The organism is Microterricola viridarii (assembly GCF_900104895.1).
Taxonomy (GTDB): domain Bacteria; phylum Actinomycetota; class Actinomycetes; order Actinomycetales; family Microbacteriaceae; genus Microterricola; species Microterricola viridarii.
In genome coordinates, this window is the sequence record NZ_LT629742.1 from 1,188,036 (window position 1) to 1,200,495 (window position 12,460).

At 70.4% G+C, this 12,460-nt stretch carries 11 protein-coding genes; 9 read left to right on the forward strand and 2 right to left on the reverse strand.

The window, feature by feature from the left end:
- Positions 1–22: 22 nt before the first annotated feature.
- The 8 genes from BLT62_RS05415 (at position 23) to BLT62_RS05450 (ending at position 9,718) form a co-directional block, all read left to right on the forward strand.
- Complete coding sequence (locus tag BLT62_RS05415; protein WP_083363139.1) at positions 23–1,930, forward strand: heavy metal translocating P-type ATPase; 1,908 nt, start codon at positions 23–25, stop codon at positions 1,928–1,930.
- A gap of 62 nt (positions 1,931–1,992) precedes the next feature.
- Positions 1,993–3,150 (forward strand): ROK family transcriptional regulator, encoded by a 1,158-nt coding sequence (locus BLT62_RS05420; RefSeq protein WP_083363140.1) that lies wholly within the window; start codon positions 1,993–1,995, stop codon positions 3,148–3,150.
- Between the two features lie 48 nt (positions 3,151–3,198).
- On the forward strand, positions 3,199–4,503 hold the full coding sequence (locus tag BLT62_RS05425) for an extracellular solute-binding protein (RefSeq protein WP_083363141.1): 1,305 nt from the start codon (positions 3,199–3,201) through the stop codon (positions 4,501–4,503).
- Between the two features lie 115 nt (positions 4,504–4,618).
- Entirely contained in the window at positions 4,619–5,575 is a 957-nt protein-coding gene (locus tag BLT62_RS05430; RefSeq protein WP_083363142.1) for a carbohydrate ABC transporter permease, read from the forward strand.
- Entirely contained in the window at positions 5,572–6,489 is a 918-nt protein-coding gene (locus BLT62_RS05435; protein ID WP_083363143.1) for a carbohydrate ABC transporter permease, read from the forward strand. The genes BLT62_RS05430 and BLT62_RS05435 overlap by 4 nt, the downstream gene beginning before the upstream one ends.
- Positions 6,486–8,009 (forward strand): beta-N-acetylhexosaminidase, encoded by a 1,524-nt coding sequence (gene nagZ / locus BLT62_RS05440; protein WP_083363144.1) that lies wholly within the window; start codon positions 6,486–6,488, stop codon positions 8,007–8,009. The genes BLT62_RS05435 and nagZ overlap by 4 nt, the downstream gene beginning before the upstream one ends.
- Positions 8,006–8,929, forward strand: a complete 924-nt coding sequence (locus BLT62_RS05445) for an ROK family protein (protein WP_083363145.1) — start codon at positions 8,006–8,008, stop codon at positions 8,927–8,929. The genes nagZ and BLT62_RS05445 overlap by 4 nt, the downstream gene beginning before the upstream one ends.
- 3 nt (positions 8,930–8,932) lie before the next feature.
- Positions 8,933–9,718, forward strand: coding sequence for a glucosamine-6-phosphate deaminase (locus tag BLT62_RS05450; RefSeq protein WP_083363146.1), 786 nt, complete (start codon positions 8,933–8,935; stop codon positions 9,716–9,718).
- 74 nt (positions 9,719–9,792) lie between these two features.
- Here the strand turns inward: BLT62_RS05450 and BLT62_RS05455 are convergent, their stop codons facing one another.
- Together BLT62_RS05455 and purU are read right to left on the reverse strand one after the other, a co-directional pair.
- Positions 9,793–10,170: a YrdB family protein gene (locus BLT62_RS05455; RefSeq protein ID WP_231919357.1), complete on the reverse strand. Its 378-nt coding sequence runs from the start codon at positions 10,168–10,170 to the stop codon at positions 9,793–9,795.
- A gap of 35 nt (positions 10,171–10,205) precedes the next feature.
- Positions 10,206–11,087 carry a formyltetrahydrofolate deformylase gene (gene purU / locus BLT62_RS05460; protein ID WP_083363148.1) on the reverse strand — a complete coding sequence of 294 codons (882 nt, stop codon included), beginning with the start codon at positions 11,085–11,087 and terminating at the stop codon, positions 10,206–10,208.
- A 166-nt stretch (positions 11,088–11,253) separates the two neighbouring features.
- Here purU and BLT62_RS05465 point away from each other — a divergent pair, with 166 nt between their 5' ends.
- Entirely contained in the window at positions 11,254–12,459 is a 1,206-nt protein-coding gene (locus tag BLT62_RS05465; RefSeq protein WP_083363149.1) for an MFS transporter, read from the forward strand.
- Position 12,460: the final 1 nt, after the last annotated feature.

Here is a 12,460-nt window from a genome sequence, read left to right on the forward strand (position 1 = left end):
CCCCATCCGCCAGACTCGACGCATGGCCTGGATACGCACTCACGCCCGCCGCTACCCCCTGCTCGCCACGACGCTGCTCGTCATCGTCGTGGGCGTCCTGCTCTGGGCGGCCGGCTGGGGAGCCGAGCCGACGAACCTCGTGCGCTGGCTGTTCAGCGGCTTCGCCCTGGTCGTGGCCGTCATGCAGGCCGTGCAGATGGTCCGCGACATCATGCGCGGCCACTGGGGCCTCGACATCCTCGCCGTCACCGCCATCATCGCGACGGTGCTGGTCAACGAGTACGTGGCGAGCATCGTCATCGTGCTCATGCTCACGGGCGGGGAGGCCCTCGAGGACTACGCGGCGGGCCGCGCCAAGCGCGAGCTCAACGCCCTGCTCGCGAAGTCGCCGCAGTCCGCCCACCGGGTGCTGCCGGGCGGCGGCATCGAGGAGATCCCCGTCAGCCAGGTCGCCGTCGGCGACACCCTGCTGCTGCGCCCGGCCGAGATCGTGCCCGTCGACGGCGTGCTGCTGGAGCAGGGCGGCGTCTTCGACGAGTCCTCGCTCACCGGCGAGAGCATCCCGGTGGAGCGCGGCGCCGGCGACGCGGTGCTGAGCGGCTCCGTCAACGGGCAGGCCGCGCTGCAGATCCGGGCCACCGCGACGGCCGAGAACAGCCAGTACCAGCAGATCGTCGCCCTCGTCGCGGCTGCGGGGGAGAGCAAGGCCCCCGTCGTGCGCCTGGCCGACCGCTACGCTGTGCCGTTCACCCTGTTCTCGCTCGCCCTGGCTGGCATCGCCTGGGCGGTCAGCGGCGACCCGGTGCGCTTCGCGGAGGTGCTCGTCGTGGCCACGCCCTGCCCGCTGCTGATCGCCGCCCCCGTCGCCTTCATGGGCGGCATGAGCAGGGGCGCCCGCAACGGCGTGATCGTCAAGGGCGGCGGGGTGCTCGAGAAACTGGCCCGCGCCCGCACCGTGGTGTTCGACAAGACCGGGACCCTGACGCACGGGACGCCGAGCCTGACCGCCGTGCGCCCGGCGCCCGGCTTCGACGCCGACGAGGTGCTGGCGCTCGCGGCATCCGCCGAGCAGTACTCCTCGCACGTCCTCGCGGCGTCCATCATGCGCGCCGCCGAGGAGCGCGGCCTCGCCCTCCGGCCGGCCGAGACGGCCCGCGAGGTGGCCACGCACGGCGTCGTCGCCACGATCGACGGCCGCGTGGTGACCATCGGGAAGCTGAGCTTCGTGCGGGCTGCGGCCCCGGATGCCCGGGCGACGGAGCTCTCCGGCGGCGAGCTCTCGATCGCGGTCGCCGTCGACGGCCGCTTCGCCGGGTCCATCGTCGCCAGCGACAGCGTGCGGGGCAACGCCGCCGCCACGATCGCGGCGCTCCGTGAACTCGGCGTGCGGGACAGCATGATCTTGACCGGGGACGCCCAGTCGACCGCCGAGCACGTGGCCGAGCAGCTCGGCATCACCCGGGTGCAGGCGGAATGCCTGCCGCAGGACAAGGTCGTCGCGGTGCGCGCCATCACCGAGCGGCCCGTGATCATGGTGGGCGACGGGGTGAACGACGCCCCGGTGCTGGCCGCCGCCGACGTCGGCATCGCGATGGGGGCGAAGGGGGCGACCGCGGCGAGCGAGTCCGCCGACGTCGTCATCATGGTCGACGACATCGCGCGCGCGGCCCGGGCGGTGCAGATCGGCCAGGACACCATGCGCATCGCCCTGCAGAGCATCTGGATCGGCATCGCGTTCAGTGTGGTGCTCATGCTGATCGCCGCGTTCGGCCTGATCCCGGCCACGGTGGGCGCCGGCCTGCAGGAGGTGGTGGACCTCGTGACGATCCTGAACGCGCTGCGGGCGATCGGGATGCGCCGCGACGCCCGGTGGAGCCTGCCCGACGCCCGGCCGGAGCTCGCGCCGGCCGGCAACATCACGAATCGATAACCGCGGGAGGTTTTTCGAGAACGGGCTTGCACATTGTTTGTTCGTAAGCTTTACTAACAAACATGACCGCAACGCAGCCCAGTCATGGGCGCATCCTCAGGCCCACCGCAAAGGTGTTGCCGGAGCATGCCCGCGGCCACAATCGCTCGCTCGTCCTGCAGACGCTGTACCGGCAGGGACCGCAGAGCCGCGCCGACGTGTCGCGTGAAACCGGGCTGACCCGGGTCACCATCTCCGACCTCGTCGCCGGCCTGATGCAGGACGGCTTCGTCATCGAGCTGGGACAGCGCGAGGCGGCCCGCCCCGGCAAGCCGGCCACGATGATCGACATCGACCGCGCCGCCTTCCAGATCATCGGTGTCGACCTCTCCGACCAGCACCTGCGCGCCGCCCTGCTCGACCTGGACGGCACCGTGCTGGACCGCGAGAACGCCGACCGGGCCGGGCGCACCGGCGACGACGCGCTTGCCGCGGTCGTCGGCCTGATCGAGGGGCTCATGCTGCGCGCCACGGCGCCGCTGCTCGGCATCGGCGTCGGATCGCCCGGCATCGTCGACGCCGACGGCACCGTGCTCACCGCGCCCAACCTGGCCTGGACCCGGCTCCCGCTGCAGGCGATGCTGCGTGAGCGCTTCGACATCCCCGTCCTCGTGGCCAACGACGCCGACGTCGCCGTGCTCGCCGAGCACAGCTTCGGCCGCGCCAGCGGCGACGTCATGCTGGTCAAGGTGGGCGCCGGTGTCGGTGCCGGCCTGATCCTCGGCGGGCGCCCCTTCTACGGCAGCCACTCCGCGGCCGGCGAGATCGGGCACGTCGTGATCGGCACCGACGGCGGACCCGCCTGCGCATGCGGCAAGATCGGCTGCCTCGAGGCCTGGTTGAGCGTTCCCCGCCTGACCGAGCAACTCGCGGCGACCACGGGCACGGAGGCCGAGCAGGCCGCCGCGCGCGAACTCATTCTTCGGGAGGCAGGTCGCCGGCTCGGCATCATCCTGGCCCCCGTCGTCGGAGCACTCAACCTCTCGGAGATTGTGTTGAGCGGCCCGACGGAACTGCTTGATGGCCCGCTGGCAACAGCAACCATCGAGACACTCCGGAAGCGAACGATGGCCGAGTTCACTGGTGATCTCGCCCTCCGGATGACCTCGCTGGCACAGGACGACATTGTTCTGCGCGGCGCGGCTGTCATGGTCCTCTCAGGACAACTCGGGGTTTCATAGAGACCCCGTCTCGCAGCACCACACCCAACCAAGAGTAAGGAATCCGCAATGAAGAGAAGGTATGCAGCCCTCGCACTGGGCACCGCAGCGGCACTCGTTCTTGCTGGTTGCAGCGCAACCACCGGCAACGAGGGCGGTAACACTGGCGGCTCCGCCGAAGGTCAGAACATCACGCTGTGGCTGATGGGTGGCGACACCCCTGACGCACTGCGCGACTACCTCAAGACCGAGTACAAGGATGCCACCGGCGGCACCCTCACGATCGAGGAGCAGGGCTGGGGCGACGCCCTCGCCAAGCTCACCACCTCGCTGCCCGACGCGGCGAACACGCCCGACGTCGTCGAGATCGGCAACACCTGGTCCCCGACGTTCACCAACGTGGGCGCGTTCAGCGACGTCAGCGACCTGGTCCCCGAGCTGGGCGGCGACAAGCTGATCCAGTCCTTCGTCGAGGTCGGCAAGGTCGACGGCGCCAACTACGCGCTGCCGTACTACTTCGGCTCGCGGTACAACTTCTACCGCAAGGACATCTGGGCGGCCGCGGGCAAGACCGTCCCCACCACCCTCGCCGAGTTCGACGAGACCGTGAAGGCGCTCCGCACCGACAGCCAGTCCGGCTTCTACATCGGCGGCTCCGACTGGCGCAACGCCATCTCCTGGATCTTCGCCAACGGCGGAGAGCTCGCGGAGAAGGACGGCGACAAGTGGGTCTCCACCCTCTCCTCCGAGAACACCCAGAAGGGCATCACGCAGTTCGCCGAGCTCTTCGCTGGCGCATCCCTCGCACCCGCGACCGAGTTCGACAGCACCCCGTGGGTCAACATCAACAACAACGAGGCGACCGGCGCTCCCGAGGCCGCGACCATCATCGCTCCGGGCTGGGCTCACTGGTCCATCGGTGACCTCGCCGCCGACCCGAAGGACGCAACCAAGATGGTCGCGACCTGGAACGACGACGTGTTCGGCACCTTCGTGCTCCCGGGTGTCGACGGCGGCGCAGCCCCCGTCTTCGCCGGTGGCTCGAACATCGCCATCTCGGCGGCCAGCAAGAACCAGGAAGGCTCCCGCGAGCTGCTGAAGATCGTCTTCTCCCCGGAGTACCAGACGCTCCTCGGCGAGAACGGCCTCGGCCCTGCCAACCTGGACTACGCCTCGGCCCTCGGCGACGACCAGTTCGCCGCAGCGCTCATCGAGTCCGCTGCCTCCTCCAAGCTGACCCCCGCCGCTCCCGGCTGGGCAGCTGTCGAGGGTGCCGCACTGCTCGAGGAGTTCTTCGGCAAGGTCTCCGCCGGTGGCGACATCAAGGCGCTCTCCGCTGAGTACGACGAGAAGATCACCGCGCTGCTCAACTAGCAGCGACTGCACCACCACGCACCACTTGCAACACCTGGGGCCGCGGGAGCAACCTCCCGCGGCCCCTTCCACTCACGCCATCGCATTTACCTCGCATTGAAAGGAGGATGAGACCATGAGCTCAACCGTCGCCACCGCTCCGGAGAAGGCCGCGCAGAAGGATCGCCAGGTCGCCAAACCCCGGCGCCGCCTGCCAACGCCCTACCTGCTCCTCATCCCATCCGTCGTCATCCTCCTCATCGGCATGGGCTACCCGCTCATCTGGCAGACCATCACGTCCTTCCAGAAGTTCGGCCTGTCCCAGCAGTTCGGCCAGCCGGCGCCGTTCGTCGGGTTCGAGAACTACCTCTCCCTGGCGACCAACCCCGACATGTGGGGCGTCGTCGTGCGCTCGCTCGTGTTCATGGCCGTCACCGCCTTCATCACCCTCGCGATCGGCCTGCTGCTGGCGGTGCTGATGACCGCCGTCGGCAAGGTCGTGCGCCTCACGCTGCAGATCTCGCTGCTGCTGGCCTGGGCCATGCCCGTCGTCGCCGCGATGACCGTGTGGATCTGGCTGTTCGACCGCCGCCGCGGCGTCGTCAACTACCTGCTCGACATGATTCCCGGCGTGGAGATGAACCGCTTCGCCTGGCTCGAGAACCCCTTCACCTTCTTCATGGTCGCCTGCATCATCGTCGTCTGGATGTCTGTGCCCTTCGTCGCCTTCTCGGTGTACGCCGGCCTCACCCAGGTCTCCGACGAGGTGCTCGAGGCGGCCCAGCTCGACGGCGCCAGCGCCTGGCAGCGCCTGAGCTTCATCATCATGCCGATGATCCGCCCCGTGATCGCCATCGTGCTGCTGCTGCAGCTCATCTGGGACCTGCGGGTGTTCACCCAGATCACGATGCTGCAGGATGCCGGCTCGCGCGCCGCCGAGTTCGACCTGCTCGGCACCTACATCTACAAGCTCGGCGCCGGCTCGCAGGACTTCGGCATGGCCTCCGCCGTCTCCATCTTCGTGCTCCTGCTCACCGTCGCGATCAGCTGGTACTACGTGCGTAGCCTTCTCAAGGAGGACGAACAGTCATGACCACCGCAACCACTCCCAACCAGACGCAGCTCCTGACCACCGGTCAGACTGGTCGTGCCGCCAAGGCGCGCACCCGCCGCCCGCTCCGCGTCAGCCGTGTGATCTACTCGGTCCTGGCCATCGTGATCGCCCTCGGCTGGGTCTTCCCGGTCTACTGGATGATCAACTCCTCGCTGCTGCCCAACCGCACGCTGCAGTCCTTCATCCCGACGTTCTTCCCGGTCAACGGCTCGCTGAACAACTACGCCAACACGCTCGCTGACGGCACGTTCTTCTCCGCCCTCGGCATCAGCCTCTCGGTCACCCTCATCGCGGTGTTCTTCTGCCTGCTCTTCGCCTTCCTCGCCGCCGTGGCCATCAGCCGCTTCCGGTTCAAGGGGCGCAAGAGGTTCGTCCTCGCCGTGCTCATCGTGCAGATGCTGCCGGCCGAGGGCCTGTTCATCGCGCAGTACAAGATGGTGGCCAGCGTCGGGCTGCTGAACTCGGTCATCGGGCTCAGCGTCATCTACACGGCCGCTGTTGTGCCGTTCACGATCTGGATGCTGCGCGGCTTCGTCGCCGGCATCCCGGCCGACCTCGAAGAGGCCGCCATGGTCGACGGCCTGAGCCGCACCCAGGCCTTCCTGCGCATCACCTTCCCGCTGCTGGCCCCCGGGCTCGTGGCATCCGGTGTCTTCGCCTTCCTGCAGGCGTGGAACGAGTTCACCGTCGCGCTGGTGCTGCTGCCGGCCGAGGCGATGCAGACGCTGCCGCTCTGGCTGCGCGGCTTCATCCAGGCCAGCGCCACCCGGGAGACCGACTGGGGCCAGGTCATGGCCGCATCGACTCTCGTGGCCGTGCCCGTCATCATCTTCTTCCTCATCGTCCAGGGCCGCATGACCAGCGGACTCGTCAGCGGAGCGGTCAAGGGATGACGTCGATCGACCGCGGTCTGAGCCGGCAGGACACCCTGCGGAGCCAGATCGCCAGAACTTTGCTGCCCGGATTCGTCGGGACCACGCTGCCGGAGTGGCTCGCAGAGCGCCTCCGCGGCGGACTCGGCGGGGTGTGCCTCTTCGGAATCAACATCGAGTCGATGCCGCAGCTGCGTGCCCTGACCGCCGAGATCCGCGCCGCCAACCCGCTGGCCGTCATCGCCATCGACGAGGAGGGCGGCGATGTCACCCGGCTCTACTACGCGGTGGGCTCGCCCTACCCCGGAGCGGCCGTGCTCGGTCGCGGCGACGACCTCTCCCACACCGAGGACGTGGCCAGGCTGGTCGGCTGGGAGCTGCGCCGGGCCGGCTGCACGCTCAACTTCGCCCCCTCGATCGACATCAACTCGAATGCCGACAACCCCGTCATCGGCGTGCGGAGCTTCGGCGCCGACCCCGAGACGGTGGCCGCACACGGCGCCGCCTGGGTGCGCGGCCACCAGCAGACCGGTGTCGCCGTCAGCGCCAAGCACTTCCCGGGGCACGGCGACACAGCCGTCGACTCTCACCTCGCACTGCCCGTGATCGACCGGAGCGCCGCCGAGCTGCGCGAGCGCGAGCTCGTCCCGTTCCGCGCGGCCATCGCCGCCGGGGCGCGCACCATCATGAGCTCGCACATCCTGCTGCCACAGCTGGACGCCGAGCGACCGGCCACCTTCTCGCGCACCATCCTGCAGGGCCTGCTCCGCGAGGAGCTCGGCTTCGGCGGCGTCATCGTCACGGACGCCCTCGACATGAAGGGCGCCAGCGGCGAGCACGGCATCGCGGAGGCAGCCGTGCTGGCCCTCGACGCCGGCTGCGACCTGCTCTGCATCGGAACCGAGAACACCGACGCGCAGCTGGGCGAGATCGAGGCCGCCGTGCTGGCGGCGCACGAGGCCGGGCGCATCGGGGCCGGGCGCATCGCCGAGGCCGCGGGCCGCGTCATCCGCCTGGCCGAGGAGGGCCTCGAGCTGGAGGCGACTGTGCCGATCCCGGCCCCCGTCGACACCGAGCTGGACCCGACGCTGGCCGCCGCCCGCGTGGCCGCCACCTTCGACGTGTCGGATGCCGCAGCGCGCTGGCTCGCCGGCGGCGAGCCGGGCAGCGTCGTGCGGATCGACACCGAGGCGAACATCGCCGTCGGCGTCGCGCCGTGGGGCCCGTTCGCTGCACTCGGCACGGACCCCGGCCCCGCCTGGGCCGAGCAGAGCGTGCAGATCGTGGCAGAGGGAGGCCAGACGCCGACCGGCCTGGCCGGCCGCGTCGTCGTCATCGGCAAGGACAACCATCGGCATGCCTTCGCCCGCGCCGCGATCGACGCGATCCGGGCCAGCGGCGCCGACGTGCTCGTCGTCGACATGGGCTGGCCCTCCGACGACCGGGCCTACGCCGACATCGCCACCTTCGGTGCCTCCCGGCTGCTCGGCCGTGCTCTCCTGGAGCTGCTCGGCGCCCCGGCGGAGGAGCGCGCGGCGTGAGGATCGGCATCGACATCGGCGGAACGAAGACCGCCGCAATCGCCGTCGCCGACAACGGCAGCTTCGGCGAGCCGCTCCGGCGGGCGACGGGGTTCGGCGCGCGGGCCGTGCTGGACAGCGCGGAGGCCAGCGTGCGTGCGCTCGCCGAGCGCGCGGGCCTCGACGTCTCCGCGTTCACCTCGATCGGCGTCGGCATCCCCGGCGCCGTGGACAACGCGAACGGCGTCGTCTCGCACGCCGTGAACCTCGGTGTCTCCGAGCTCGCGCTCGGCCGCGAGCTGGGCGACCGGGTCGGCGTCCCCGTGCGCGTGGAGAACGACGTGAAGGCGGCCGCGCTCGGCGCTCACCAGCTGAGCATCGACGGCGCCACGGCCTCCGGCGAGCTGCTCGGCGGCAGCATGGCCTACCTGAACCTCGGCACCGGGCTCGCCGCCGGCATCGTGCAGAACGGGGTGCTGCTGCGCGGCGCCACCGGCACGGCCGGCGAGATCGGCCACCTGCCGATGGACCCGCGCGGGGTGCTCTGCGGCTGCGGCCAGGTGGGCTGCCTGGAGACTGTCGCATCCGGATCGGCCATAACCCGAATGTGGCCGAGCGATGCGGAGTACCCGGTGCTCGAGCTGTTCGAGCTGGCGGCGGCCGGCGACGCCGCGGCGCTCGCGGTGCAGCGCACCTTCTTCGAGGGGGTGGCCGCCGGGGTGCGTGCGCTGGTACTCACCGTCGATGTGGACCGAGTCGTGATCGGCGGCGGTTTGAGCGCCATCGGTGAGCCGTTGCTTCGCGGTGTGCGCGGCGTACTGGCAGACTGGTCGGTGAGCTCGCCGTTCCTGGCCTCCCTGGCCCTGGCGGAGCGGGTGCGGCTCATCCCCATCGGATTTCCCGCCGCTGCCTTCGGCGCGGCATTAGTAGGAGTGAAATAATACGTGGCTGAAATCGTCATTGTCCCGAACGCAGATGCCGCAGGCGAGCTGGTTGCCGACGCGATCCTGCGCCTCGTCGGACGCACCCCGGATGCCGTGCTCGGGCTGGCAACGGGCTCGACCCCGCTGTCGAGCTACCAGGCGTTGGCCGCCAAGGTCGCGGCACAGCCCGTCGACCTGAGCGCGGTACGCGGTTTCGCCCTCGACGAGTACGTCGGCATCCCGGTCGGCCACCCGGAGAGCTACCGCTCCGTGATCAACAGGGAGGTCGTGCAGCCGCTCGGCCTGAACCCGGACCTCGTGCACGTGCCGAACGGCGCGCTGGACGGCATCCAAACCGCAGGAGACGAGTACGAGGCGGCGATCCTCGCCGCGGGCGGCATCGACCTGCAGATCCTCGGCATCGGCCGCACCGGGCACATCGGCTTCAACGAGCCCGGCTCCTCGCTGACCTCGCTGACCCGCACCAAGACCCTCACCGAGCAGACCCGCATCGACAACGCGCGCTTCTTCGACTCGATCGACGACGTGCCCGTGCACTGCATCACGCAGGGCCTCGGCACGATCCTGCGGGCGCGCCACCTGGTGTTGCTGGCCTTCGGCGAGGCCAAGGCCGACGCCATCGCCGCCGCCGTCGAGGGCCCCGTGTCGGCCAGCCAGCCGGGCTCGGTGATCCAGCTGCACCCGCACGCCACGGTGATCATCGACGAGGGCGCCGCCTCCAAGCTCGCCAACAGCGACTACTACCGCCACGTCTGGAACACCCGCTTCGACTGGGAAGAGCTCTAGGCCGCCGGCCCACGCACGCAGAAGCCCCGCATCTCCTCGAGATGCGGGGCTTCGTGTTTCGCGTCGGGTGCCGCCTAGAGGCGGCTGCGGCCGTTGATCACGCCGCTGACGGTGGCCAGCAGGGCGAAGGCGCCGGCGACGATGGGCAGGCCCATGCTCCACCAGGCCAGGGCGACAGAACCCATCACGATGATCTCGAACAGGGCGCGGCCGAAGGCATCCACCTGGAACACGGCCTTGGGCGAGAGGAAGAGGGCCCAGAGCAGGATCGCGATCAGCGGCGCGCCGATGGCGAAGGCGACGCCCGGCCAGGGCATCGGCCACATCGTGAGGCCCCAGATCGCGAGCGAGATCACCGCGACGACCTCGAGGATGAACCGGATGATGTCGTTCGGGGTCACGCGAGGGGCCGCGGATGCCGTCGGGCTGGGGGTGTCGGGCGTATCAGTCACCCCACCAGCCTAACCGGCGCGGCCCAGCCTCCGGATCAGCGGAAGATGATGGTGCGGGCGCCGTCCAGCAGCACCCTGTCCTCCGCGAACCACTTGACGGCCTGGGTGAGCGTGCGGCTCTCCTCGTCCTGGCCGATGGCGACCAGCTCGGAGGCGCTGCGGGAGTGGTCGACGCGCACCACGTTCTGCTCGATGATCGGGCCCTCGTCGAGGTCGCTGGTGACGAAGTGCGCCGTCGCGCCGATCAGCTTGACGCCGCGGGCGTGCGCCTGCTTGTAGGGGTTGGCGCCCTTGAAGCCGGGCAGGAAGCTGTGGTGGATGTTGATGGCGCGGCCCTCGAGGGCGGTGCACAGCTCGGGGGAGAGGATCTGCATGTAGCGGGCCAGCACGACCAGCTCGATCTCGTGCTCCTCGACGGCGCGGAGGATGCGCTGCTCGAAGGCGGCCTTGCTCTCGGCATCCGTCACCGGGTAGGCCTCGAACGGCACGCCGTAGAAGCCGGCCAGGTCGCGCAGGGTGCTGTGGTTGGAGAGCACGAGCGGGATGTGCACCGGCAGCAGACCGGCCCGCTGGCGGAACAGCATGTCGTTCACGCAGTGCGCGGCCGTGGAGGCCAGCACGAGGGTGCGCAGCGGCCGGCCGACGACGTCGAGCCGCCAGTTCATGCCGTAGTGCGCCACGACGGGAGCCAGGGCCGCCTCGAGCACCTCGCGCCCCGCCTGGGTCTCGATCTGCAGGCGCATGAAGAAGCGGCCGGTGTCGTTGCTGGCGAACTGCTGGCTCTCGGTGATGTTGCCGCCGGCCTGCACCACGGCGCCGCTGATGGCGTGCACGATCCCGGGGCCGTCGACGCAGATGAGCGTCAGCACCCAGTGGTGTTGGGCGGGCGGGGGCGTGAGGGCGGCGTCGAACTCCATCCCTCCAGCCTAGCCACCCGGGGCGCCTGTCTGCGGTGCGCCCCGTGCCCTAGGCTGGACGCGGCTGTGCGATCTGACACGGCCCTGGGCGCGCACAACAGCGCGTAGTCGACCCGCCCCTCCGCCCGCGAGGCCGAGCGGGGAACGCCATTCATGGGTATCACGAATGACTGAAACTGCTCCCTCCCGCCACGCGCCGCCCGCATTCCCCTGGGTGGGCCTCCTCACCCTGGCCGTCGCGGTGTTCCTCTCGATCACGATCGAGATGCTGCCGATGGGCCTCCTGCCCGACATGAGCGCCGAGCTCGGCGCCAGCGAGCCAGAGGTGGGCCTGCTCGTCAGCGTCTTCGCCTTCACCGTCGTCCTCTCCAGCGCCCCGCTGATGGCCCTGACCCGCCGACTGCCGCGGCAACCGCTGCTCGTCGGGGTGCTGGTGATCCTCGCGCTCTCCGCCGTGCTGACGGCCATCGCCCCCAGCTACGAGTTCATCGTCGCCACCCGGGTGCTCGGCGGCGCCGCGCACGGGCTGTTCTGGTCCATCGTCGGCGCCTACGCCGGCCACCTGGTGCCCAAGGAGCAGCTGGCACGCGCCGTGGCCATCACCACGGCGGGCGGCTCGCTCGCCTTCGTGCTCGGCGTCCCGCTCGGCACGGCGCTGGGGCACGCCTTCGGCTGGCGAGTGGCGTTCGCCGGAATCGCCGGCCTCACCCTCCTCGGTGCCCTCCTGGTCTGGCGGCTGCTGCCCGGCGTGCAGCACCGGCACGCTCCGGCCGCCGGCGCCGAGCACGTCTCGGTGCGCCGCGACCCCACCCTCGTCGGCGTGATCGTGGTCTGCGTCGTCACCGGCGTGGTCATGATCGGCCAGTACGCGGTCTACACCTACATCGCGCCGTACCTGATCGAGGTGCTCGGGGCGGATGCCGCGGCCGTCGGCCCGCTGCTGTTCGGCTACGGCATCGCCGGCGCGCTCGGCCTCCTGCTCGCCGGCACGGTGCTCGGCCGGCACCCGACCCGCGGCCTGCTCATCGCCTTCGCCGGCGTCGGCGTCGGGGTCGCCGCGCTCGCCCTGCTCAGCGAGACGCCCGCGCTCGCCATCGCCGCGTTCCTGTTCTGGGGCGTGGCCTTCGGCGCGCTGCCGCCGATGCTCAACACGCGCCTGCTGCACACGGCGTCCGCCCGCATCAGGGACGCCGCAGCGGCCTTCTACACGACGGCGTTCAACCTCGGCATCGGCGGCGGTGCGCTGCTCGGGGCGGCGCTCTACGCCACCCTGGGGCTGCAGGCGCTGCCCTGGGTGTTCGTCGGCATCCTGGCGCTCTCCTTCGTGCTCGTGCTGGTCACCTCGAGGCGCCCGCACGTGCACCCGCACTAGC